The sequence below is a fragment of the Palleronia caenipelagi genome (assembly GCF_007004065.1).
Taxonomy (GTDB): domain Bacteria; phylum Pseudomonadota; class Alphaproteobacteria; order Rhodobacterales; family Rhodobacteraceae; genus Palleronia; species Palleronia caenipelagi.
Genome location: NZ_VFSV01000008.1, coordinates 84722 through 109511 on the forward strand (window position 1 = coordinate 84722; position 24790 = coordinate 109511).

19 protein-coding genes are annotated in these 24790 nt (G+C 64.1%); 8 read left to right on the top strand and 11 right to left on the bottom strand.

From position 1 onward, the window contains the following. Position 1: 1 nt before the first annotated feature. Positions 2-1438, top strand: a complete 1437-nt coding sequence (locus FEV53_RS06620) for an aldehyde dehydrogenase family protein (RefSeq protein WP_142834028.1) — start codon at positions 2-4, stop codon at positions 1436-1438. 39 nt (positions 1439-1477) lie between these two features. On the opposite strand, the gene hslV is transcribed toward FEV53_RS06620, so the two are convergent. Further along, positions 1478-2035 carry an ATP-dependent protease subunit HslV gene (gene hslV / locus FEV53_RS06625; RefSeq protein ID WP_142834029.1) on the bottom strand — a complete coding sequence of 186 codons (558 nt, stop codon included), beginning with the start codon at positions 2033-2035 and terminating at the stop codon, positions 1478-1480. Between the two features lie 90 nt (positions 2036-2125). On the opposite strand from hslV, the gene FEV53_RS06630 reads away from it, so the two are divergent. Further along, positions 2126-3136, top strand: a complete 1011-nt coding sequence (locus FEV53_RS06630; RefSeq protein WP_185962126.1) for a phosphotransferase — start codon at positions 2126-2128, stop codon at positions 3134-3136. Between the two features lie 56 nt (positions 3137-3192). Here the strand turns inward: FEV53_RS06630 and trxA are convergent, their stop codons facing one another. The 7 genes from trxA to FEV53_RS06665 form a co-directional block, all read right to left on the bottom strand. Then, on the bottom strand, positions 3193-3513 hold the full coding sequence (gene trxA / locus FEV53_RS06635; protein WP_142834031.1) for a thioredoxin: 321 nt from the start codon (positions 3511-3513) through the stop codon (positions 3193-3195). A gap of 56 nt (positions 3514-3569) precedes the next feature. Further along, positions 3570-6881, bottom strand: a complete 3312-nt coding sequence (addA, locus tag FEV53_RS06640) for a double-strand break repair helicase AddA (protein WP_142834032.1) — start codon at positions 6879-6881, stop codon at positions 3570-3572. Then, the gene (addB, locus tag FEV53_RS06645; RefSeq protein ID WP_185962127.1) at positions 6878-9826 is read right to left on the bottom strand and encodes a double-strand break repair protein AddB; all 2949 of its coding nucleotides are present in this window, start codon (positions 9824-9826) and stop codon (positions 6878-6880) included. The genes addA and addB overlap by 4 nt, the downstream gene beginning before the upstream one ends. Continuing rightward, positions 9819-10493 carry a nucleotidyltransferase family protein gene (locus tag FEV53_RS06650; protein ID WP_142834034.1) on the bottom strand — a complete coding sequence of 225 codons (675 nt, stop codon included), beginning with the start codon at positions 10491-10493 and terminating at the stop codon, positions 9819-9821. The genes addB and FEV53_RS06650 overlap by 8 nt, the downstream gene beginning before the upstream one ends. Beyond that, positions 10490-11410 carry an aminoglycoside phosphotransferase family protein gene (locus tag FEV53_RS06655; RefSeq protein ID WP_142834035.1) on the bottom strand — a complete coding sequence of 307 codons (921 nt, stop codon included), beginning with the start codon at positions 11408-11410 and terminating at the stop codon, positions 10490-10492. Before FEV53_RS06655 ends, FEV53_RS06650 begins: the two co-directional genes overlap by 4 nt. Continuing rightward, entirely contained in the window at positions 11403-11879 is a 477-nt protein-coding gene (tsaE, locus tag FEV53_RS06660; RefSeq protein WP_142834036.1) for a tRNA (adenosine(37)-N6)-threonylcarbamoyltransferase complex ATPase subunit type 1 TsaE, read from the bottom strand. The genes FEV53_RS06655 and tsaE overlap by 8 nt, the downstream gene beginning before the upstream one ends. A gap of 61 nt (positions 11880-11940) precedes the next feature. Continuing rightward, positions 11941-13158, bottom strand: coding sequence for a PAS domain-containing protein (locus FEV53_RS06665; RefSeq protein WP_142834037.1), 1218 nt, complete (start codon positions 13156-13158; stop codon positions 11941-11943). A 515-nt stretch (positions 13159-13673) separates the two neighbouring features. Between FEV53_RS06665 and FEV53_RS06670 the strand changes: the two genes are divergently transcribed. The 4 genes from FEV53_RS06670 to FEV53_RS06685 all read left to right on the top strand — a co-directional run bounded on the left by FEV53_RS06670 (position 13674) and on the right by FEV53_RS06685 (position 19522). Continuing rightward, the gene (locus tag FEV53_RS06670) at positions 13674-14705 is read left to right on the top strand and encodes an ABC transporter substrate-binding protein (protein ID WP_221931590.1); all 1032 of its coding nucleotides are present in this window, start codon (positions 13674-13676) and stop codon (positions 14703-14705) included. 54 nt (positions 14706-14759) lie between these two features. Beyond that, the gene (locus tag FEV53_RS06675) at positions 14760-16916 is read left to right on the top strand and encodes an ABC transporter permease (protein ID WP_142834039.1); all 2157 of its coding nucleotides are present in this window, start codon (positions 14760-14762) and stop codon (positions 16914-16916) included. A gap of 11 nt (positions 16917-16927) precedes the next feature. Next, positions 16928-17983 carry an ABC transporter ATP-binding protein gene (locus FEV53_RS06680; RefSeq protein ID WP_142834040.1) on the top strand — a complete coding sequence of 352 codons (1056 nt, stop codon included), beginning with the start codon at positions 16928-16930 and terminating at the stop codon, positions 17981-17983. Positions 17984-18307: 324 nt separating this feature from the next. Next, positions 18308-19522 carry an aminopeptidase P family protein gene (locus tag FEV53_RS06685; RefSeq protein ID WP_142834041.1) on the top strand — a complete coding sequence of 405 codons (1215 nt, stop codon included), beginning with the start codon at positions 18308-18310 and terminating at the stop codon, positions 19520-19522. Between the two features lie 111 nt (positions 19523-19633). Here FEV53_RS06685 and FEV53_RS06690 read toward each other — a convergent pair whose 3' ends face one another. Genes FEV53_RS06690 through leuC form a run of 3 tightly spaced genes read right to left on the bottom strand, consistent with a single transcriptional unit; the run spans position 19634 to position 22725 of the window. Next, positions 19634-20686 (bottom strand): endonuclease/exonuclease/phosphatase family protein, encoded by a 1053-nt coding sequence (locus FEV53_RS06690; RefSeq protein WP_246100747.1) that lies wholly within the window; start codon positions 20684-20686, stop codon positions 19634-19636. Continuing rightward, positions 20683-21288 carry a 3-isopropylmalate dehydratase small subunit gene (gene leuD / locus FEV53_RS06695; protein ID WP_142834042.1) on the bottom strand — a complete coding sequence of 202 codons (606 nt, stop codon included), beginning with the start codon at positions 21286-21288 and terminating at the stop codon, positions 20683-20685. Before leuD ends, FEV53_RS06690 begins: the two co-directional genes overlap by 4 nt. Before the next feature lie 15 nt (positions 21289-21303). Then, on the bottom strand, positions 21304-22725 hold the full coding sequence (gene leuC / locus FEV53_RS06700; protein ID WP_142834043.1) for a 3-isopropylmalate dehydratase large subunit: 1422 nt from the start codon (positions 22723-22725) through the stop codon (positions 21304-21306). 227 nt (positions 22726-22952) lie between these two features. Here leuC and FEV53_RS06705 point away from each other — a divergent pair, with 227 nt between their 5' ends. Beyond that, complete coding sequence (locus FEV53_RS06705; protein WP_185962128.1) at positions 22953-23441, top strand: GNAT family N-acetyltransferase; 489 nt, start codon at positions 22953-22955, stop codon at positions 23439-23441. A 64-nt stretch (positions 23442-23505) separates the two neighbouring features. Continuing rightward, a complete protein-coding gene (locus FEV53_RS06710; protein ID WP_142834045.1) occupies positions 23506-24642 on the top strand; it encodes an S-(hydroxymethyl)glutathione dehydrogenase/class III alcohol dehydrogenase in 1137 nt (378 codons plus the stop codon). The last annotated feature ends 148 nt before the right edge of the window (positions 24643-24790 follow it).

The following is a 24790-nucleotide window of genomic DNA, read 5'->3' on the forward strand; positions in this document are numbered from 1 at the left end:
TATGAACACTCACACCACCGCGACCGCCGATCTCGACCGGCTGGACCATTGGATCAATGGCACCTCAATTGCTCCGGGCTCCAGCTCCTACATCTCTAACACTTGTCCCATGACCGGCGCCCCCTCGGTCGAAGTCGCTGCCGGGACGGCTGCGGACGTGGGGGCCGCCTGCGCCGCCGCCGAAGCCGCCAAGGACGGCTGGCGCCGCTACAACGCCGCTGACCGGGGACGTCTGATGCTGTCGCTGGCCGCGAAAATGCGGGACAATCGTCAGCATCTGGCCGAGCTCGAACGCGCCGATACGGGCAAACCCATGGCCGGGGCACTGGCTGAAATCGACGGCTCCATCGCCTACTTCGAGTTTTATGGCAGCCTCGTTTATCTGCCGACCGGCGATGTGCTGGACGTGGCCCCCGACCAGCACGTCTTTACCAAGCGTGAGCCCTATGGGGTGATCGGCGTCATTACCCCCTGGAACCTGCCGCTAAATCAGGCCGCCCGCGCCATCGCGCCGGCCCTGACCGCTGGGAATGTGGTGGTGGCGAAGCCCTCCGAAATCACCTCGCGCACCACCATCGCCATGGCCCGGATGGCGTCCGAGGTGGGCTTCCCCGACGGGGTGATCAACATCGTTCTGGGAACCGGACAGGAGGTCGGCGAGGCCATCGGTCGCCATCCCGCCGTGCGCAAGGTGGCCTTCACCGGCTCCGTCGGCGTGGGACGCGCCATCGGAGCCATCGCCGCCGTGCGCATCATCCCGCTGACGCTGGAGCTGGGCGGCAAATCGGCCAATATCGTTTTCGACGATGCCGATCTGGATCTGGCCGCTGCCGAAGCGGTCAAAGGCTTCACCCTTAACGCCGGTCAGGTCTGCTCCGCCGGGACACGGGTGCTGGTGCAGCGCGGCATCTATGACCGCTTCGTCGACAAAGTCCGCGAGGCGATCGCCGGGGTGGTGCCGGGTGACACCCTCGGCCCAATCATCACCCCCGCCCAGTTCCAGCGTGTCCAGAGCTATTTCAAGGTCGCAGAGGAAGACGGCGCGCGACTTGTGGCAGGTGGCGCAGCGTCGGATGGCGACGGGTTCTATGTGCAGCCCACCGTCTATGCCGATGTGTCGAACGACATGCGCATCGCGCAGGAAGAGGTGTTCGGCCCCGTCGGCGTGCTGATTCCCTTCGACACCGAAGAGGACGCCATCCGCATCGCCAATGACAGCGATTACGGATTGATCGGCACGCTATGGACACGGGACGTCAGCCGCGCATTACGGGTAGCCGACCGGATCGACGCGGGGCAAATCTTCGTCAACGTCTGGAACACGATGTCCGTGCAGACGCCTTTCGGCGGTCATAAGAACTCAGGCTACGGGCGCGAAAAGGGGATCGAGGCGATCCACCATTACAGCCACTCGAAAACCATCACTGTGAAGATCTGAAGCCCACCACAAGACGCCCGCACGGGGGGGGCTGGCCGCTCAGGCGCCAATGCTCTCCACGGTGAGATTACCGTTGGTGTAGACGCAAATGTCCGCAGCAATCGTCATGGCACGCCGTGCGACTTCTTCAGCGTCGAGATCGCTGTCATAGAGACCCCGCGCCGCCGCCAGCGCGTAGTTGCCGCCCGAACCAATCGCGGCCACGTCATGCTCCGGCTCCAGCACATCGCCTGCGCCGGTAATCACGTAGAGCTCGCTTCCGTCGGTTACGATCAGCATCGCTTCGAGCTTTTGCAGGTATTTATCCGTGCGCCAGTCCTTGGCCAGTTCCACCGCCGCACGCTGGAGCTGGCCGGGGGTGGCTTCGAGCTTGGCCTCCAGCCGTTCGAGAAGGGTGAACGCATCCGCCGTTGAACCGGCGAATCCCGCCACGACGTCATGGCCCCCTGGCGAGAGACGGCGCACTTTGCGGGCGGTGCCCTTGATCACGGTCTGGCCCAGCGAGACCTGTCCATCTCCGGCGACGACAACCTTTCCGCCCTTGCGAACGCCAATAATCGTAGTGCCGTGCCATCCGGGGAAGCTTTGCTCAGACATGTTTCTCATTCCAGTTCCGTTTGTCGCCATATGGGTGTGTCACCGGCGGGCTGCAACCGATACTATGCCTCCATCAGCACCGGAGAGACGATGCCCGATAAGACGATCACCCAAGAGCAACTGAAGCGCGCAGCTTTGCGCCACTGGCCTGCGCTCGCGAAACAGGCCGGACTCGAAGAGCATCTGGAAAGGGTCGAGGTGCTTCATTCGCGGCACGATGCCTCCAGTCCACGCATCGTCCTAAAACTCTCCGGCTCGACAGGTCCGGTCGCCCTGAAATGCAAGCTCGAAGCCCGTAAACAAAAGAAATTCCCGGCAGAAATCGCAGCTAACCGTCGAGCGGCCGAGAAGATGGCGGACAATTCAGATTATCGCGTGCCGCACATACTGGCTGTGCAGGACGGCGCAGTTCTGCTCGAATATGCCGAAGCCTCGAATGTCTATCATCTGATCAGGCAAAAGCCCCGAGCCGAGCATCTGCCCATAATCGAACGCGCCGGGGCGTGGCTGGACCAGTTCCATCGCACCGGCGCCATAGAGGAGCGTGTCTTTCGGACGAAGTTCTTTATTAACAACATCAAAGATCTGGTGTCTCTGACCAGCGAGGGGCTGAGTTCCATTCCGATGCCGGAACAGTTTCTGAACATAGCGCGCAAACACATCCGGCAGGGCCGGCAGATGGACGAGGTTGACTGCCTCACGGGAGAATTGCACGGCGATTTCCACCTGCGGAATCTGCTGATTGGCAACGCCGTCTGGGGTGTTGATCTGCTGCCGGTGAATGCCGGTCCCTTTGAGCGTGACATTGCGCTGTTCCTGGTCCGCTACGGCGCGCTCTCCGCATCATATGATGAGATCCCGGATGGGGCCGCCGTGCCCGCTGATATCACCGAAGCGTTCTTTAGCGGCTACCGGCTGACCCTCCCGGACAGTCCCGTGCTCGCGTTTTTCCTGCGCCACCGGGCGCTGATGGACTGGGCCAAGCTCGTCAGTTCCGGGGATAAAAGTAAAATGGCAAGCGACCCTGTTCTGAGCCTAACCCAGATTGAGCGGCTCTCGGGGCTGCGCGCGATGGCAGCTCGGCTGTTCGCCAAGGCATGACCTGAGACGCAAAGAGCCGGCGCAGGGCCGGCTCTCTCTCGGGTCACAAGATCAGATCAGATCTCGGACTTGATCCAGCTTTCGAGCGCCGCCTTGGGGGCCGCGCCAATCTTGTTCGAGACAACCTGACCGCCCTTGAACAGGAACAGCGCAGGAATGCCGCGCACACCCATCTGGGCGGGGGAATTCGGGTTCTCGTCCACGTTCACCTTCACGATCTTGACCTGCCCCTCAAGCTCGGCGGACAGCTCTTCGAGCGCCGGGCCGATCTGCTTGCACGGACCACACCACTCGGCCCAGAAATCCACCACCACGGGGATGTCGGACTGTTTCACTTCACTGTCGAAGGTCGCGTCGGTCACGGCTACGGTCGCCATTTGCTTTCTCCTGTTCAAAAGCTCGATCTGCTAGGTATGGACGCCCCGCGAGCCCGTCAAGCGCCCACGGTCTCCAGCGCCGCCAAAGCCGTTGAAATCGGCACCTCCATCAGCCGGGCCTCACGGGTCCAGACGATTGAGACCGTCACGGTGCTTCCCGGGAAAATCTGTTTCAAAGCTGAGGCATAAGCGCCCATCTGTCGTAGAATACCGTCCGGCACCTGATCGACCGTCTCCGGCACAATGCGGTTCGATTTGTAGTCAATCGCGTGGACGTGATCCTCGGTGACGATGAGCCGGTCCACTGTCCCGGCCACCGCGCCCGTGCCATGGGGTGCAACCAGATCGACCTCAGTCATCGCGGACTGACTCAGGAGCGCGCCCAACCCGGGCGCATCCATCAGGGTGCTAATCTCCGACAGGAGCGCGTGGCGCAGAGCGGGGGGCTCGTCGGGCAGCAGCGTCGCGGCATCAGCCGGCCAACTTTCAGGCTCCGTGAGAGACAGGTGTTCCAACAGCAGATGGAGGTTCGTCCCCCGCTGTCGCGCCAGCTCGCCATCCTCGGCGGTGGCGCTTTCACCCGGCAAAACTTTGCGGCCACCCAGCTCCGAAGGGGACAGGATTCTCGGACGTGGCAGCATGGTGGGCGGCGGAGCATGGACCCAGTCGGGCAGAACATCCTCATCAGGCGCAACCGAATCGCGGTCAGGAATCTGCGGTACCTGCCAGTCATTCACCTGATAACGTTGCCCCATGCCGAACGGCGTCTCATGCTCCGCCGTCTGCAGCCGCGACAGTCCTGCCTCGATCTGCCCATACCAGCCCCTGTCTGCGTCCTGTGCCGTCCCGGCCCCACAGACGATCAGCCAACTTTCGGCGCGGGTCATGGCGACATAAAGCAGGCGCCGACGCTCGGCCTCGTCCGCGATCTGCTCGGCCTCAAGCAAAGGCTGGAGGACCGGCGGGGTTTCCGGCTTGGCCGGACGACGCAGCACCGGACCCTCCGGGATCACAAAAAGTGGATCCTTGGTTGGCGGCCGCGTGTAGACGGTCTCGGGCAGGATCACCACCGGCGCCTCCAGCCCCTTCGCCCCATGGACCGTCATCACCCGCAACAGCGACCCGGCGCTGTCGAGCTGACGCTTGATCCTGACCTCCTCGCTGTCAAACCAGTTGAGAAAGCCGGTCAAAGACGGCACGGAAAGACGTTCATACTCGATGGCCTGATGGAGCAGGGCCTCAATCGCGTCCGCACTCTCCTGTCCCAGTCGCCCGAGCAGCCGTGCCCGACCGTGGTGCCGCAACAGAATCCGGTCGAGCAGCTCATAGGGGCGCTGGAAATCGACCGCCTGCAACAGATCGCGCAGTGTGTCCACAACGTCGGGATGGGCGTCGGAACGTTGCAGCGCCCGCCAAAGCGTCCCCTCGCGCCCATTGGCCAGCGTGAACAGGTCCTGCTCGGTCAGGCCAAAGAGCGGCGATCGCAGCGCTTCGGCCAGGGACAGATCGTCGGCGGTGAGGCCGAGGAAGCGCAGGAGCGACAGGAGATCCTGAACCGCGAGATCGTCCTGCAAGGTCAGCGTGTCCGCCCCGGCGATCTCGATTCCGCGCGCCTTGCACGCACGGATCAGCGGGGCGAAGACGCCGCTGCGGCGCCGCACGAGGATCAGGATATCGCCCGCGGTCACCGGACGGTGCGCCCCCTTGCCATCGGGAATTTGCTCACCCCGGTCGATCATCTGGCGAATCTGCCCGGCGACGGTGCGGGCAAGGATGTTGGTCGCGTCCTCGGGGCTGGGCTGATCCACTGGATCGAACCAGTCCCCGTGTTCCGGCTTGGGTTCCGGCTCGACCAAAGGCCACAGATCGACCCGCCCGGGTTTTGCGCCATGGAACGCCAGATGCCGCACGTCATCGCCGCCCATCCCGTCGGCGAATACCGCGTCCACAGCCTCCAGCACCGCTGGGGCCGAGCGGAAGGAGTGCTGCAATTCGAGCCGTTGGATGCCGCCTTCCCCGAGCCGGTCGTGGAAATGCGCGTGCATTCGGTCGAATCCTTCGGGATCCGCGCCCTGAAAGGAATAGATCGACTGCTTTTTGTCGCCGACCACAAAAATCGTTCGCTCACCGGTCCGATGGGTGCCGTCCCCGGCAGCAAATTCTCGGGCCAGCGCCTCGATGACGGTCCATTGCACGGGGCTGGTGTCCTGCGCCTCGTCCACGAGGATCTGGTCGATCCCTCCGTCGAGCCTGTAGAGAACCCAATCGGCCACCTCGCGCTTTGACAAGAGATCGCGCGCACCCAGAATTAAGTCGTCGAAATCGAGCCAGCCGAGGGCTTCCTTCCGCGCTGCATAGATGTCGAGCAGACGTTTCCCAAAACGCAGCACCAGCAGGGACAGGTCCGCCAGCTCCAGCGCCACGACACGGCCCTTGGCCGCGGCAACCCGCTCCATCCAGGCGTCGAGATCGTCCAGCACCGGTTCGAGCGCCGCGCGGGCGTTTTTGTGATTGGTCTGCGGGTACTTGCCAGCCCTCGGTTCAAGCGAGTTGGCGTAGAGAAACAGCTTGCAAAGGGTCGCGAAGTCAGCCTCATCGGGATTGGAGAAATCGACAGACAGAAGGTCGGCAATGAAGCCATCCAGCGTCTTCGTCACGCCCTGACCAAGATCGCGGATCTCCTCCGCCAGATCCGCCTCGCCCCCGAGAAACGCCTCAGCGCGGATGCTGTCAGCAGTGTCGGCCGGCGACAGTTCCAACGCCGCGCGAATGTCCTCGGGCGTGGTCCGGGCGAAAGGATCGCGCTTGCCCGTGATGTCGCGTGCGAGGCGGTCCAGATCACCCATCCGCAGCGCCATGGCCCGGATCAGATCAGGGTCGGTCTGGGCCATCTCTTCGAGACACGCCTGACGCAGCGCCGTGGCACTGCGGTCATCCATCTCGCGAAAGGCCGGAGAGACGCCTGCCTCCAACGGAAAGCGGCGCAGAAGCACAGCGCAGAAGGAGTGGATCGTCTGGATCCTCAGCCCCCCCGGCGTCTCGATGGCCTGGGCAAAGAGGCGGCGGGCACGGGGCAGATCATCGGGTGCGAACCCTTCCGCCCCCAGCGTTCTCAGCGCCTCCAGCAGGTCCGTGTCAGGCATCATTGCCCATTCGCCCAACCGCTTGAACAAGCGGTTCTGCATCTCGCTCGCAGCGGCCTTGGTATAGGTCAGGCACAGGATGTTCTGCGGCGCAAACCCCGCCAGCAAGAGACGCGCAACACGGTCCGTCAGAACCCGCGTCTTGCCCGACCCCGCATTCGCCGAGAGCCATGTGGACGTGCCGGGGCTGGCAGCGGCGATCTGGCGTTGCGTTGCGTCGTTCATTCGACCCGCTCCGCAACCGGCTCATCTGACAGGTCCCACTCGCCATAGCGCGCCAGATGGGCGTAATGCGCGTAGGCGCCGGTGGTCTCAATGGCCCTGAGCGCCGTGTATCCTTGCTCCGGCCGGGCATAACAGCGCAACAGCCCGCACAGCTCAGCCACCGCGATATCGGGGTCCAGCGTCGGCTTCTTCCCCTTGGGGTCGTCAACGCGCAGGGGATGCTGCACCGCGCCACCTTTCGGACCGAGACCGATATGCGAAACTCCGTGCACAGGCGCGGCGGCAACGCCCTCAAAGGCCCCGCGCTCGGCCATGGCAGCCTCAAGCACAAGCTGTTTATCAAAATAGGTCATCTGGTCGGCCGTGGGCAGTTTGCCCGTCTTATAGTCGTAGATCAGCAACTCCCCGTCAGGGCGCCGGTCAATCCGGTCCGCCGTGCCGGTGAGGGTAAAAGGGGGGTCGCTGAGTTCAAGACGCCCCTTGACCTCACGCACCAACGGATCGGCCTCGGATTGACGGGAGAGTTCGTCGGGGATGAGAGTTCCGGCGCTCTGTTCGAGGAACGCCGCCCACTGCACGCGTGTGATCGCCCAGGGTAATTGGGCCAGATACGTCTCCGCTGTCTCTCGCAGGGCGGTCAGGGCCGTTTCTGCATCCGCCGGTTCGGGCAGGACGTCGATCCAGCTCTTCAGGATCTCGTGGATCAGGATGCCGCGAAGCCGCGCGTCGGGCAGAACCTGCAACGGGTCGAGGGGCTTCAGCCGGAGGATCCGTTCGGCATAGATGGCGTAAGGGTCTCGGATCAGGGTCTGGATCCGCGTCACCGACAATTGGTTCGGGCGCAGCGCTACGGGCGGTTGGGGCGAGGGGCGGAAGGCCAGCGGCGACACATCTTGCTCGTCAATGAGACCGCGCGCCAGCCTGAGCCAGTCGGACCCGCGCGTCCGCATGGCCGCAAGCGCTTCGGGACCGTTCTGCCCGGGCAGGCCCTCCAGCAAGGTCGTCATCCGGTTCAGCCAGCGCGAAGCAACGGTCTCCGCCTCGGCATCCCGGCGCGCGCGAGTGAGGACAACCCGAGGTGCGCCCATGGCCTGCTGGAAGTCGTGAGCCGAGAGGCCAATGCGTCGCTCGGGCGACGGCAGGCCGAGGGCGCGGCGCATTGCCCGGTTCAGCCAGGGGTCCTGATCGCCGGTCTCGGGCCAGACCCCGTCATTCAGCCCCGCGAGCACGATCAGGTCGGCGCCCTGCATCCGCGCATCGGTGCGCCCCCAGATCACGATCCCGCTGCTGTCCTTGCGCTGGGTAAGGGCTTGTTCACCCGCGAAGTGGGTGTCGATCAGCGCGGCGAAATCCACCAGCTCAATCTGCGGGGTCGCGTCGGCTTCGGCGGTGAGTGCCGCGAGCGCCTCGGCAGCCTTTTGTCCGTCATCGCCTTTCCACAAATCGGCCCCGTCGCCGGTCGGCCCGCCGGACAGACGGTTTGCCAGCGTCAGATGGGCGTTTAGCAGATCCGAAAGCGGCGCGGCGGCGATGACCGGGATTTCCGAGGTGAGCGTCTGCACCCAGAGGAGCCACAGGTCGTGCTCCGGCAGTTCAGCTTGGTCCGCCCATTCGCTCAGGTCGCGCGGCGTCACGGCGGGCAGCGGACGTCCGCGCAGCCAGATCTCCAGCGCCCGCACCCGCTCCAGATGGAGACGGCGGTCGGGGGCGGCGACCAGAGGGTGTTTCAGCATCGACAGGAGCGGCTCGGGCGCAAGCGCCTGCCCCATGATCCGGGCCAGCATCCGCAAGAGCCGCCCCGGTGCGGTCAGGTGCAACGGCGCCCCGGCGCTGTCATCAACCACCAGCCCCCAGCGATCCACTGCGGCCTCGACCCGGCGGGCCAGTGTCCGGTCGGCAGTGATTAGCGCGGCGTTGAGGCCCTCATCCAAAGCGCGGCGCAGGCGAAGGGCAACGGCTTGCGCCTCTTCGGCGGGGTCGGCGGCCTCGATCAGGTCGAGCCCTTCGGTCGCCGCAATCAGGTCGCCGAGCTCCGGCCCGTCGCGCATCCACTGATCCGTGACCGGCGCGGGCCGCAGCGCCATGGAGACCATGGCGGCACGGGCGCGGCGGGGACGCGCATCCGTCCAGCAGCGCACCTCATCGGGGGTCATCCCGAGGCGCCGGATCAGATCCGCCAGCAGGAATTGCGGATGGTCCTCCTGGGGCGGCTCGGCGGTGAGGCTGCGCCAGACCGGGGCGGGCAGATCGAGGTCGAGACCGGGCAGGATCACCGCACCATTGGGCATCCGGGCCACCGCTTCCATCAGCAGCGTGACCGGGCGCCGCGACCCGGTCGAACCGATGACAAAGACCGGATCCGCCGGGGGAGACCCGCTCCAATGGGCGGCCAGTGTCAGGGCGGCCTGCCGCAGCCGCGTGTTTTGTCCCGGCACATCATCGCGCGCGGCAAAGTTGTCGGCGATGGTCAGAAACCGCAAAGCGCGCTGCCAGTGGCCGCTCTCATTGCTCACATCGAGGGCGCTGAGCGCATCCGGGTCGATGCCCTCGGCCTCCATCTCCTCGAACAGCTCGATCAGCGTGTCAGCCAAGGCGAAGGCATGGCTTCGAGGGGCCAGGGTCGGGTCCTGCTCGATCAGCTTACGCACCAGTTCCGCCAGTTCCAGCCGCCGTCGCACCGCAGAGGGCGCGCGGGGCAGATCCCGGGTCAGTGGATGATCGGCGAGATGCGTCACCACCTGCATCCGGGGCAGGAGCCGAGCGGGACCTTCGGCCAGTTTTTCGCGCAGGCGCCGCTCCATCCGGGCGGAGTTCACGTAGATCGTACTCCGCGCCCAGAGCAAGGGGTCGTCGCCGAGACGCGACTCCAGCCCGCGCACCACCTCGGTGGTGAAATCCGCCCCCACAGGCAGGGCAAAGAGGTTGGGGAGGGGCGCGTCAGGCACGGGCAAGCATATCCTCTGCGATGGCAATGCCCTCGGGGTGACCCACATCTGCCCAATGGCCGGGATGCACGAGCCCGAATAACCGACCCTCGTCAGCCAGCCGCAGCCAGACCTCGCGGATCGAGAAAACCCGATCAGGGATGTCCTCGACCAGCGTCGGGTCGATGATCTGCGCGCCCGCATAGACCAGATCACCGCCGAAACTCAGCCGCCCCTTCGCGTCAAGGCTCAGATCCCCGCCGCCTTTGCGGCCATGGGCGCGGTCCAGAGGCACGGTCATCATCAGCGCACCCATGCCGGGACGCCAGGCGGCCTCCAGCGCGCGCAGCGGGTTCGGTCCCGTCCACAGCATGTCAGAATTCAGCGTCCAGACCGGTCCGTCGCCCAGCAGAGGCCGCGCCAGCCGCAACCCGCCCCCCGTATCCAGCAGATCGGGCCATTCCAGCGACACCTGCACGTCTTGCGCTCGCAGATGCGGCGCGAGCCGCTCGTGCAGGTAATGGGCATTGGCAACAATCCGGCCTGCACCCGCGTCCCGACCCAGTGCGATGGCGTGGTCGATCAGCGGACGGCCGGCCACCTCGATCATCGGCTTGGGCCGGGTCTGGGTCAGGTGCAGCATCCGCGTGCCACGCCCGGCAGCAAAAATCATCAGGGGCAAGCTCATGCGGTGCCTTCGGGTTGGGGCATGATCTTTGTCAGCTCTTCGACGAGAGGGGCGGCCACCGGATGGCTGAGGCAGCGTTCGAGATAGCTGCGCACCCGCGGGACGAGCGCCAGATACTGGGTCTTGCCCTGCTGCGCAGCAAGGCGGCGGAAAATGCCCAGTATCCGCAGGTGCCGCTGGGCAGATTGCAGCGCATACGCGGCGCGGAATCGCTCGGGGTCGAGCCCCGTCGCGGCGAGGTAGCGGGCGATCATCTGCTCTTCGAGCGCCGGGGCGACGTCGCGCCGCGCGTCCTGCAGGAGAGAAGCCAAGTCATAGGCACGATGGCCGGCCAGTGCGTCCTGAAAATCCACAAGCCCGACCTGCGCCACACCTGTCCGATCCGGCAACCAGAGCAGGTTCTGTGCGTGATAGTCCCGGTGCAGAAGTATGTCTGTCTCAGGGGCGTGGCGTGTCAGCAGCTCGTTAAGACGCGCGGGAATATTGCTGGAGCCATAGGCCGCCTCAAACGGTTCGAGAAACGCGGCCATGCGCGACGGGTCATAGCGTTCGGCCCAGTCGGGCGGTGCATGAGCATGGAGCGCGACGAGCAGATCCGTTGCAGCTTCGTAGAGCGGCAGTTCCAGGGCCGGATCGGCGGCGATCTCGACGCTGAACAGAGCATCGCCCAGATCCTCCATCAGCACGAGCCCAGCCTCGCGGTCCTCTGCGAAGATACCGGGACAGGACAGGCCGAGCGCTGAGAAATGCGCCGCCGCGCGAACAAACGGCTCAATGTCGGTACCGGGGCTCTCCATCAGGATCGCGGAGCCTCGGGGGCCGGTCAGGCGCGTGAACCTCCGGCCCGACGCGTCACCCGCCACCGGCGCCCGGTTCGAAGAGTCCCAGCCGCAATCCGACAAAAACCGCTCAGACATGCTGTTGCTCCAGATGCGCCAGACGGTCGGCCCAATGGTCATCCTGACCGGTCAGCGTCACGATCCGACCGTCGCCCGCCGGGGTCAGGACAAGCTTCAGCGCGCTGTCGGGCCAGCCCTCGCCGCGCTCGGGCCATTCGATGAGACAGACAGCCTCGCCCAGCGCTTCTTCGATCCCCAACTCGGGCAATTCCGACGGATCGCCCAGCCGGTACAGGTCCGCATGAAGCACCTCCAGCGGCCCGGCCCGATAGGTCTGGACCAGCGTGTAGGTGGGGGATGGGACGTCTTCGACCGGCCCGTGGGGCTCCTGAAGCGACTGGATGATTGCGCGTGCGAGATGGCTCTTACCCGCGCCCAGATCCCCCGTAAGCAACAGGGTATCGCACGCCTCCAACATCGGAGCGAGCGCCTGAGCCAGCCGGTCCGTGGCAGACGGGTCGGGCAGAGAAAACGTGACGTTTGCCATGGGCGGAAGATGGCCGCAGAGGCCGCCCACTGCAAGGGACAAGCGTGCAGACCAAATACGGTCAGGCGCGCCAACTCTCCAATACCGCGTCCGCCGTCATCTCCGGGTTGTAGCGGACGATAAAGCCATGCTGCCCCAGCGGGTTGACCTGCAATGCCCTGTCCTCCAGCGGTTCGACCCGATCGCCTGAACCGGTGAGGGCGTGAAGATCCGGAATATCACCGGCTGGAATTTTCAGGCGCCACTGGTCTGACAGCTCACCCCATGACTGGCCGGGGCGGGCCGATGGCCAGATCTTCCGGAACGCGTGATTGGCATAGGTGAGCGCGCCGTCGCGATCACAGAGTGCTGTTGCGCCCGGCAGCGCATCAAACGCCGCGCGGTAGCTGCTGAGTTCGCTTTGGGCGCGCTGAACTTGCCTGATTTCGGCGGTGGCGTCTTCGAGCATGAACCCGCAGGAACCGTCCTCCTGAAGATTGGCAGAAAACCGAAGAATGCGACCATCCTCCTGGCGCCAGATCTCCATGATCTGACCGTTCCTTTGCGCCTGTCGGGCGAAGCGCGTGCGCAGATCTTCGCCCTCGATTTGCCCTGCGATGCCGCACGCCTCGAACCGGTCGAACAGGCTGTTCCGAAGCGGATTGGTGAGAATCCATTCCGCAGCAAGTCCTGTCAGATCCAGCCACGCCGGGTTGAACGCGGAAATCCGGCCCTCCGCGTCGTAGATCGCCAGCCCGTTCGGGAGTTGTGAGAAGATCCGCGACATGGACTGATTGATCCTGCCAGCGCCTCGTGCCTCACCTGTTGGCAACAAGGCACAGATGATCGAATCGACAGACTCGGTGCTCGCAAAAACATATTGCCGATCACCCATCTCTAAGCGTCCCCCGTCGGTGGACATGTCATGGCCTGCAATGCGGGGAATCGGCCAGATGTCCTGCCCCGCGCCGACCACGTCCATATAGGCCCGGTTGGCCCAGACGATCCGTTCTGCCGCGTCATGCTGCCAGACAGGGAACGGGAGCGCTTTGATCAACCTATTTTTCGCAGCGCACTCCAGTTGCAGCGCATTGATGCAGACCCGGTCGATCTCGACCCGATCATTGCGATCATCGAGGGCCTCCAGCGTCACCCGGTTCCCCGAGCGTTCGAGCCGGGCGCGGGACAATCCGTCAGCCGCCATGAGCATCTCTGTTTCGCCATCACCCATGTCGTGCACGAGCGGAGCCAGAGTCGGAAACCGCGCGACCAACTGGCGCCAGAGCGTATCATCCGTCATTTTCGCGCCATGTGATCTGCCGAGAAACTCTGCGATCCGCGGATCCCAACCAGTCAGAACTCCATCGGAAAAGGTCACCCGAACGGGCTCGGCGGAGGCCGGGGGTTTGCTGTCGGCGCAGCGGGAGAGCCGGGGGGACCGGCGGGCCCCCGCAACGCGGGCGACCAAAGATGACAGTAAACCACCTGAAAACACCAAAACACCCTCAAACCACCAATTCCGTCTGCAGATCTACCGAGACATGATTAATCCAGCGTAAACCAAAATACGGGTCCGACGGGGCCGAACAGGATGTGCAGCAACAGCCATGGGCCGCGCTTCATAATGAACCCAATTGTTCGACTGGTGTCTGCCGGTCACGCAACGCGCAGTCTGGCCGGACCAGGCTCAAGATCGTGCGGCGCACAGACCTGCGGAGCAATATTGTTAACAAAGTATTGCTCGCGCGGCGCGACTTCACGTAACACAGTGGTCGCGCCCGGATGGAAGAAACCGGGACAGGGAGGATTTTATTGATGATAACGAAGACAACCGTGAGTGCTATTGCCGTTACGACCAGCCTTTTCGCGACCGGCGCCATGGCCGAGACGTTGAACGTGGTCTGCTCGAACGAGCAGTCCTGGTGCGATCTGATGGCCCAGAACTTCAAGATCGACACCGGGATCGACACCGCCATCGTGCGCAAATCCACGGGCGAAGTGCTGGCCCAGATCCGCGCCGAGGCCGGCAACCCGAAGGTTGACGTCTGGTGGGGCGGCACCGGTGATCCGCATCTGATCGCTGCAAACGAAGGGCTCACCGTGGCCTCGGAGGCGGATACCTCTGAGCAGCATGACTGGTCCCAGAGCATGGCCGAGATGACCGAAGGCAAGGCTATCGGCGTTCATGTGGGTCTCCTCGGGATGCTCTACAACACGGAGGTTCTGGCCGAGAAAGGCTTGCCTGCCCCGGCTTGCTGGAGCGATCTGACAAAGGCCGACTACAATGGCGAGATCACCGTGGCCAACCCGCAATCCTCGGGCACGGCCTATACCCAGCTGGCCACGCTGGTGCAGCTCTTCGGCGAGGACGAAGCCTTTGAGATGCTGGCTGCAATCGGCGCCAACGTGAACCAGAACACCAAATCCGGCTCCGCGCCGGGCAAGATGGCCGCGCGTGGGGAGACCACAATCGCCGTGGGCTTCATGCATGACATGGTGAATCTCAAAAAGCAGGGCTTCCCGGTCGAAATCGTCTCGCCCTGTGAAGGCACCGGGTACGAAGTAGGCGCCGTCTCCGTCATCAATGGCACGCCGAACATGGATGCCGCAAAGAAATGGGTCGATTACGTGCTTAGCGCCGATGCCCAGTCACGCGGTCTGGAGGTCGGCGTGTTCAACATCCCGTCGAACACGAACGCTTCCACCGACCCTGACGCCCCCGACATGAAGGCCGTGAAGCTGATCGACTATGATTTCGCCACCTACGGTTCCTCCGACACCCGCAGCCGTCTGCTGGAGCGCTGGGAGACCGACGTGAAGGCCAAAGGCGGCAATTTCGAAGAGTAACGACCGACGGCCCGCCTGATGACGGGCGGGCCTGACGGGATCGGGGACAAGATCATGCGAAGAACGGCGGGGCTGTGGCTCCTGATCGGGCTTGGTGCCTTTGTGCTCTTGCCCTGGTACGCGACCGGGGGCGGGTTCTGGTCTTTTGGCTGGCTCCCGACGCTGTTTGCAGGTGACGCCCCGGCGGTTTTGTGGATGGCGGCAGAGCGGCCGTGGCTGATGCTGCCGCTTCTGGGCCTCTTTGGCGCAACGCTCAGCCTCGGGTTCCTCGGCCACTCCGTCACGCTGGCCCGCGGGCTGGTGGCAAGCGGGGTGCTGGGTCTTTCAGCCCTTGTCTTCGAGGGGCTGACCATCCTCGGCAATGGCACACGCTTTGGTCTTTTTGACGGAGCCACACAGCCCGGCATGGGCATGGGGGCGTTTGTCACATCCGCCGCATTGCTGTTCATTCTGACCACCGGCATTTCCGGGCTCCGACGCGGGCGGGGCGATGCCTTCATCACCGGCATGGTGGGCGCCATCATCGCGCTGGTAGCGGTGTTTGTGTTCTACCCGATGAGCTTCATCCTGATCCGCGCCTTTGAGCTGAAAGACGGCGCAGGGTTCGGGCTGACGGAATTCCTGCCTCGCTTCTTTGCGCCCGCCAACTGGTCGGTCGCTTGCCTGACCGGCAACGGGTCCTGCGGGGTAGCGGTCAACTCGGCGCTGCTCGGCCTCGCGACGGCCACCGGAACGACCCTCTTGGGCCTTGCCTTTGCACTGATTTTCACCCGCACCAATTTTCGCGCAAAGAAACTCCTCCGGGTTCTGACAATCCTGCCGATCATCACTCCGCCCTTCGTCATCGGGCTGGTGCTGATCCTGCTGCTGGGCCGCCAAGGCACCTTCACCGTATTCTTCGCCGACCTCCTGAACATCGAGAAAACCCGATGGCTCTATGGCTTCTGGGGGGTGTGGCTCGCGCAGATGCTGTCCTTCACCCCCATCGCCTTCCTGGTGCTCATTGGCGTGGTCGAAGGAGTCAGCCCCTCCATGGAGGAAGCCAGCCAGACCCTCGACGCCAATCGCTGGCAAACCTTCCGCCATATCAGCCTGCCACTCATGCGCCCGGGTCTCGCCAACGCGTTCCTGCTGGGCTTCATCGAGAGCGTGGCCGATTTCGGCAATCCGCTGGTGCTGGGGGGCAATTTCAACGTGCTGTCGACGGAGATTTATTTCTCAATCGTCGGCACGGTCGCCGACCCGGCCAAAGCCGCGATTCTGTCGGTGATCCTGCTGTCTCTAACCCTGACCGCCTTCATCGCCCAACGCACCTGGCTCGGTAAAAAGAACTACGCCACCGTCACGGGCAAGGCCGATAGCGGTCGCCACGCCGCCCTGAACCCGGCCCTGCGGTGGACCTGCTACCTCGTCGCCATCCCCTGGGCGGCGTTCACGCTGCTCCTTTATGTGCTGATTGTATTTGGCAGCTTCGTCAAACTCTGGGGATACGATCACACCTTCACGCTGGAGCATTACAAGCGCGCCTTTGGCATCGTCGTCCGGAACGGGGTGCATTTCACCGGCGCCGCCTGGGACAGCTACATGACGACGCTCACTATCGCCGGGATCGCCGCGCCGCTGACCGCTGCGGTGGGCCTCGCCACAGCCTACCTGCTGGTGCGGCAGAAGTTCTTTGGCAAGGACGCTTTCGAGTTCTCGACCATGCTCTCCTTTGCCATCCCCGGAACGGTGATTGGCGTGGCCTATGTGATGGCCTTCAACTTCCCGCCCATCGAGCTGACCGCGACCGGGCTGATCCTCGTCATCGTGTTTATCTTCCGCAACATGCCAGTGGGGGTGCGCGGCGGGATCGCGGCCATGAGCCAGCTCGACAAATCCCTCGACGAGGCGTCCATCACCCTCGGGGCGAATTCCGCCACCACACTACGCCGGGTCATCCTCCCGCTCATGGGGCCTGCGATCCTCGCCGCGCTAACCTATAGCTTTGTCCGGGCGATCACCTCAGTCTCGGCGGTGATCTTCCTCGTTTCGGCGCGTTACAATATGGCCACCTCCTTCATCGTGGGACGGGTGGAGAACGGGGAATACGGCATCGCCATCGCCTATTCCGCCGTGCTCATCGTCACGATGCTGCTGGCCATTCTCACCCTGCAACTGATCATCGGCCGCCGCCGTCTGCGCCGCGCGGACCGGGTGGAAACCGCGTGAAGGAAGCTTCGATGACAAAAGGTGCTGTTCGATTTGAGGCCGTGACCAAGATGTTCGGGGACGTGGTGGCGTTAAAGCCCCTCTCCCTCGATATCGCCCCGGGCACGCTGGTGACGCTGTTGGGGCCCTCGGGCTGCGGCAAGACCACCACCCTGCGCCTCATCGCGGGGCTCGAGAGCGCCACGAGCGGGCGCATCCTGATCGGTGGCGAGGATGTGACTCATCTCTCGGCCACCTATCGGAAGGTCTCGATGGTGTTTCAGTCCTACGCCCTCTTCCCCCACATGACCGTGCGGGAGAATGTGGCCTACGGTCTGACGGTGACGAAGACACCCAGGGCCGAGGCCCATGCCCGCGCCGAAGAGGGTCTTGCCATGGTCGGGCTCAAGGGCTTCGGCGACCGTCTGCCCTCGGAGCTGTCGGGCGGCCAGCAACAACGCGTGGCCGTGGCCCGCGCCATCGTGCTGGAGCCTGAGGTGCTGCTGCTGGACGAGCCGCTGTCGAATCTCGACGCAAAGCTGCGCCGCCACGTGCGCGAGGAGATCCGCGAGATCCAGCAGCGCCTCGGCCTGACGGCGGTCTATGTGACCCACGATCAGGAAGAGGCCATGGCCGTCTCTAACCGGATCATCGTTATGCGCAACGCCGAGATCGCACAGGAAGGCACGCCCTTTGAGCTCTACGACCGCCCCGCCTCGGCCTTCATCGCGGATTTCATCGGGGACGCGAACCTGATCGGCGTGGAGGTAACACGGACAGGTGCCGAAACCGAGATCCTGGTGAATGACACACGCATCACCCTGCCTCTGGCCCATGACAAGACCGGCCCGGCGCAGATGGTTCTGCGTCCCCATCAGGTCCAACTCAGCCCCGAGCCGGTGCCGGGCAGCTTTGCCGCGGAAATCAGCTATGCCGCCTGGCTCGGCAATGTGATCCAGTACACGCTGGCTACGCCAGTCGGTCCGCTCTTTGTCCTCAGCCCGCCGGTCGCACACCCCTTTGCCCACGGCGATACGGTCCACGTGAACTTCCGCCCCGAAGACGTGCGCCTCGTCCGCACGGCTTGACCGATCCTGACCGCGTTGTCAGGCGTGGCTTGTCGCTGCGAATCAGATGTCCGGTCCCATGCCTTGGGTTGAACAGACAGTTTCCACCCTCGGGTTGTCGCCCGGCTTCCGCGCAGCGCTGCCCCATGGGCACCGTTCTGTCTTGAAAAGAGGGGTCGATAGCGGCATGTTCGGGTTGCGGACTGGCGATAGCGTCGCCGGCGCCTCACCCAAGGTGCTCCGCAATCAATCTCCTGAACGCCGGGACGTTTTCATGTCGCCTCCCGGCCTGATGGAGACAGTCCCTCTCCGGCCGGACCGCATTCGGATCGGAGGAGCCTGTTCATGGCCGAAACACAACAGCGCCCGGAATTCTACCGGTTTCATCAGGGTGAGAAGATCTTGCCCTTTGCCGATGATGAGTATGAGTCCCGGTTGGCAATCCTGCGGCGATCCATGGCAGATCACGGCGTGGATGCCTGCCTGTTCACCTCAATGCACTGCGTCGCCTATTATAGCGGATTTCTCTACTGCGCGTTCGGCCGCCCCTATGCACTGGTGGTGACGGCTTCGGAGAGCGTTACCTTCAGCGCCGGGATCGACGCAGCCCAGCCGTGGCGCCGTTGCCATGGCGACAACATCACCTACACCGACTGGCAGCGGAACAATTATTGGCGCGCCATCGTCTCGGTGACCGGGACGGGCAAGACCATCGGTTTTGAGAGCGACCACCTGACCCTGACCCAGAAGGCGCTGCTTGACACGTTTCTGAGCCCCGCCGCGACCGTAGACATGGCTCCGGTCTCCATGCGTCAGCGGATGCACAAATCCCCGGCCGAGATCGCGTTGATCCGGGCGGGGGCTGAGGTGGCGGATGTCGGCGGTTATGCCATCCGCGACGCGATCAGCGCCGGCCAGCGTGAGATTGATATCGCCATGGCGGGCCGGGACGCGATGGAGCTGGAGATTGCCCGCCGATATCCCGACGCGGAATATCGCGATACATGGGTCTGGTTTCAGTCGGGGATCAACACAGATGGCGCCCATAACCCGGTCACCGGGCGACGCCTCGAAAAAGGCGACATCCTGAGCCTGAACTGTTTTCCGATGATCAGCGGCTATTATACGGCCCTCGAACGCACGCTGTTCATCGGGACGGTCGATCCCGACAGCTTGCGGATCTGGGAAGCCAATGTCGCGGCTCATGAATTCGGTATGAGCCTGCTCCGCCCCGGTGTGAGCTGCGCGGAGGTGACCGGGGAGATCAACCGCTTCTTCGCAGAGCGCGATCTGCTGCAATACCGGACCTTCGGCTACGGACACTCTTTTGGTGTGCTGTCGCATTACTATGGGCGCGAAGCCGGGCTGGAACTTCGGGAGGATATCGACACGGTGCTTGAGCCGGGCATGGTGATCTCGATGGAGCCGATGTTGACCATCCCTGACGGTCAACCCGGCGCAGGCGGATACCGGGAGCATGACATTCTTGTCATCACAGAAGACGGCGCAGAAAACATCACCGGCTATCCCTATGGTCCGGACTTCAACGTGGTCGGTTGAGCGCCGGGGGCAGGACAAACGTCAAGGTACTTAGTGCTTTGATATGTCTTGCCATTTCATCCCTGTGGCGTGAAGGTGGACGGTGATCCATCTCATCGGGGGCGACCGTGGTCAGGGTGCGTCTTTCAAGCGGAGGTCGACCCAGACCGGACGATGCGGAGGCAGATCGTCGAGGCCGTCCACGCCCCAGACAACCCCGCTCCCGTCCACGTGCAGACCCGCGGATGGCAGCACGTAGCTGAGCCGCAGATTGCCCGGCGGCATATCGTAGGCGGCAGTGTCGAGGGCCGGGTCCCCGCTATGTTGCGGGTCCGCCTCCTGCGCTGCCCCCGTACTGCGGGGCTGTGGATCCTGAAGGCGCGAGTCGCTCAGGAGCGCGTTCAACGCGTCCCGTCGGCCCTCGCCATCGAGCGGGTCCACATTGGCGAGGCCCAGAATAACGTATGGCGGCTCTGGCGCGGGCAGCTCCAACACACCGTCGAGTAGCCTCATCCACAGCGCCGCCTCGTCATTGGCGCGGCGGCCATTGCGGTCTTCGGGGCCGTCAAAGACCGGTGGAGTGGCAGCCCACGTCAACAGCGTCAGGCGCGTGTCACCGACGACCACCGGCAGAACCCAATGCGCCACCGAGGAGAGGCGCTGGACCTCTGTCGCGTACCCCAGCTCCGGGGGTATCCCACCCGGCAGATCACGCCACAGCAGGGCCGAGAGGTCAGTGACCCCCCCCAGGTCAAAGGGGTAGCGAGACAGCACCGCCATTCCATGCGCTCCGGCAAATCGCCCGTAGCCCTGCGCGTCTCGCGGGCCATTCAACTGCCCGTCCCCGTCCAGATCGAGGCCCGTCCGCATACCGCTATTGGGCAGGGCGGAGAACAGGTGCGGGTAGTCCAACCCATTCGACCTCAGACGATCGGCCAGCGCGCCGAGCGTTGCCTGCCCGGCGTCATAATCGATGTCCTGCAGCACAAGAATATCGGCGCGTGTCGCGAGGATCAGGGCCAGCGCCGCTTCGATCCGGGCGTCCTCACCGCGCATCAGGTCGCGCAACAAAAGACCGGGCCCCCTCGCGGAGATCCCGGTCTTGAAAGTCGCGACGCGAACCGTCTCCGCCCCGAGCGGCCCCGCGAGGAGGCAAAGCCCGAGGAGGAGGACGGCGCGGATCACACCCAGGGGCGCGCCTGGCTGGCCTGCGCCTCAAAGCTGTCGATGGCTGCGCCCTTTTCCAGCGTCAGACCGATATCGTCGAGACCTTCGAGCAGGCAGTGCTTGCGGAACGGATCGACCTCAAAGGAGATCTCGATACCGTCCGACGCGGTGATGGTCTGGTTCTCCAGATCCACGGTCATCCGGGCGTTCTGGCCCTTTTCGGCGTCTGACATCAGCAGGTCCACCTGCTCCTGCGGCAGGACGATGGGCAGGATGCCGTTCTTGAAGCAGTTGTTGAAGAAGATATCGGCAAAGCTCGGCGCGATGACGCAACGGATGCCGAAATCCTTGATCGCCCAGGGGGCGTGCTCCCGCGACGAGCCACAGCCGAAATTCTCGCCCGCCACGAGGATCTCGGTCTCGCGATAGGCGGGCTTGTTCAGCACGAAATCGGCGATCTCGTTGCCCTCGCGATCATAGCGCATCTCGTCAAAGAGGTTCACGCCAAGACCCGAACGCTTGATCGTCTTCAGGAACTGCTTGGGAATGATCATGTCGGTATCGACATTGACCAAAGGCATAGGCGCCGCAACGCCGGTGAGAGTGGTGAATTTTTCCATGGTCTCTGTTCCCTCTCAGGCGGCTTCGGTCGCGGACAGCTCGCGCACGTCGGTGATTTTCCCGGTCACGGCGGCCGCGGCGGCCATGGCGGGGCTCATGAGGTGGGTGCGGCCTTTGTAGCCCTGACGGCCCTCGAAGTTCCGGTTCGAGGTGGCGGCGCAGCGTTCGCCGGGTGCGAGCTGGTCGGGGTTCATGGCGAGGCACATGGAGCACCCGGCCAGACGCCATTCGAAACCGGCCTCACGGAAGATGTCGGCCAGACCTTCTTCCTCGGCCTGTGCGCGGACAAGACCCGAGCCGGGGACGACCATGGCGCGCATGCCGTCCTTGACCTTACGGCCCTTCAGGATCTCGGCGGCGGCGCGCAGATCCTCGATCCGGCCATTGGTGCAGGAGCCGATAAAGACCGTGTCGATCTCGATATCGGTCAGCGGCATCCCGGCGGTCAGGCCCATGTAGTCGAGCGAACGGGCAGCGGCCTCACGCTTGCCCCCGGAGAAGCTCTCGGGCGCGGGAACGGTCGCGTTGATCGGCAGAGCGTCCTCGGGCGAAGTGCCCCAGGTGACGGTCGGTGCGATGTCTTCGCCCTTTAGCGTCACGACCTTGTCCCAATGGGCATCGTCGTCGGAATAGAGGGTCTTCCACCAGTTGAGCGCGGCTTCCCACTGGGCGCCTTTGGGGGCGTGAGGACGGCCCTGCACATAGTCGAAGGTCTTCTGATCCGGCGCAATCAGGCCAGCGCGGGCGCCGCCTTCGATGGCCATGTTGCAGATGGTCATCCGGCCCTCCATCGAAAGGTCCCGGATCGCCTCGCCGCAATATTCGATCACGTAGCCGGTGCCGCCGGCGGTGCCGGTCTCGGCGATGATCGACAGGACGATATCCTTGGCGGTGACGCCCGGCGAAAGCTTGCCGGTGATCTCCACCTTCATGTTCTTCGACTTCTTCTGGATCAGCGTCTGGGTGGCCAGAACGTGCTCGACCTCGGACGTGCCGATGCCATGGGCCAGCGCACCGAACGCCCCGTGGGTGGCGGTGTGGCTGTCACCGCAGACGACGGTCATGCCAGGCAGCGTCCAGCCCTGCTCGGGGCCGACGATATGGACGATACCCTGACGGACGTCGCTGACCGGATAGTAGTGGATGCCGAAATCCTTGGCGTTCTTGTCGAGGGCGGCGACCTGAATGGCGCTGTCCTCGGTCATGTTTGCCGGATCCTCGCGGCCCGGGGTGGTGGGCACGTTGTGATCGGGCACGGCGATGGTCTGATCGGGACGGCGGACCTTGCGGCCCGACATGCGCAGCCCTTCAAAGGCCTGCGGGCTCGTCACCTCATGGACGAGGTGGCGGTCGATATAGAGGAGCGACGTGCCGTCTTCGGCCTCATGCACGAGATGCGCATCCCAGATCTTGTCATAGAGTGTCTTGCCAGCCATGGCGGGTCTCCTTCAGGAGAAAATGTAACGGGTCTTGATGGGGTGACGGGTTCAGGCCGCGCGAAGTCGCGCGAGGACCGACCGTGTGTCGCCCTCAAAGCGCTCGGTCAGCCGTGCGTGGTCGCTCATATCGAGTCTGAACATCATGGCGGTGATACATAGCCCAAAGCGGCGCGAAAGAGAAGACAGAAGCTTGCCCTGCCGCAGCGATGCCCCATGATCCCTGTATGACCCGGTTACCTGTCGAGATCCGTCCCGCTCGCCCTAAAGATGCCGCTGAGATTGCACGGATCCACGTGCAGGCGTGGCAGGAGAGCTATCGCGGCCTTCTGCCCGATGACCTGCTCGCCCGGCAAGACGTGAGCGCGCGGCAGAAGATCTGGGAACAGGCGTTGGAGCAGGGCCAGACCCGGATCGTCATCGCCCCGGGTGCGGGGTTTGCGCAGCTCGGGCCACAACGAGAAGCAGAGTTCGCCGCCGACTGGCCGCTGGAGCTGTGGGCGATGTACTTGCTCGACGACGCCAAACGTCGAGGCATCGGGCGCGCGCTCTGGGCGGCTTTGGCCCCGCAGAAACCCATGACCTGCTGCGTACTGATCACCAACCTCCCCGCCATCGCGTTCTACGAAGCCATAGGCGGCAGGCGGCTCCTGACCCGGGATGAGGAGATCGCCGGGACGCCGATCCGCGAGCACGTTAACGGCTTTGCGCCCTGAGATCCTTGCGTCCGCGCCCGCGTTCCAGCAAGGCTGGGGTAACACATTCAGCAGGGAGACGATTATGCGGACACGCGCGGCGGTAGCACTCGAAGCAGGCAAACCCCTTGAGATCATGGAGGTCAACCTCGACGGCCCGAAAAAGGGCGAGGTTCTCATCGAGATCAAGGCCACCGGCATTTGCCACACGGACGAGTTCACGCGCTCGGGCGACGATCCGGAGGGTCTGTTCCCCTCGATCCTCGGCCATGAGGGTGCGGGCGTCGTCATCGAAGTCGGCGAGGGCGTCACGACGCTGAAGCCGGGCGACCATGTGATCCCGCTCTACACGCCCGAATGCCGCGAATGTCACGCGTGTCTCTCGGGCAAGACGAACCTTTGCACCGCCATTCGCGGCACGCAGGGACAGGGCCTGATGCCCGACGGCACGACCAGGTTTTCCATGCTCGATGGCACGCCGATTTACCACTACATGGGTTGCTCGACCTTCGCCAATCACACGGTGATGCCCGAGATCGCGCTGGCCAAGGTGCGCGACGACGCCCCGTTTGACAAAATCTGCTATATCGGCTGCGGCGTGACCACCGGCATCGGCGCTGTGATCAACACGGCGGGGGTCGAGATCGGCTCGACCGCGGCGGTGTTCGGCCTCGGCGGGATCGGCCTGAACGTCATTCAGGGCCTGCGCATGGCGGGTGCGGACAAGATCATCGGCGTCGATCTGAATGACGATAAGGCTGAAATGGCGCGCAAATTCGGCATGACCGATTTCGTCAACCCGTCCGAGCTGCCCGAGGGGCAGTCCGTGACGCAGGCGATCATTGAGCTGACCAAGACGGAAAAGGACCAGTTCGGCGGGGTGGATTATTCCTTTGACGCCACGGGCAATGTGAAGGTCATGCGCGACGCGCTGGAATGCTCGCACCGGGGATGGGGCGTGTCGGTGATCATCGGCGTGGCCCCGGCGGGGGCCGAAATCTCGACCCGGCCGTTCCAGCTGGTGACGGGCCGCGTTTGGAAAGGCACGGCCTTTGGGGGCGCAAAGGGCCGGACCGACGTGCCGAAGATCGTCGACTGGTACATGGACGGCAAGATCGAGATCGACCCTATGATCACCCATAAACTCACGCTGGACGAGATCAACACAGGGTTCGATCTCATGCACGAAGGCAAGTCAATCCGCGCCGTCGTCGAGTTCTGAACCGCCTCAACGGGTCCGCCTCGATGGCGGGCCCGGCCTCCGGGGAGGAGATCCCGATTGCGGGAGGGCTGTTGAGACGGATTGCACCGAAATGCGCTTCACCCCGGCGTCAGACCCTCTATACCGTCGGGCGAAACAACGAATGGCG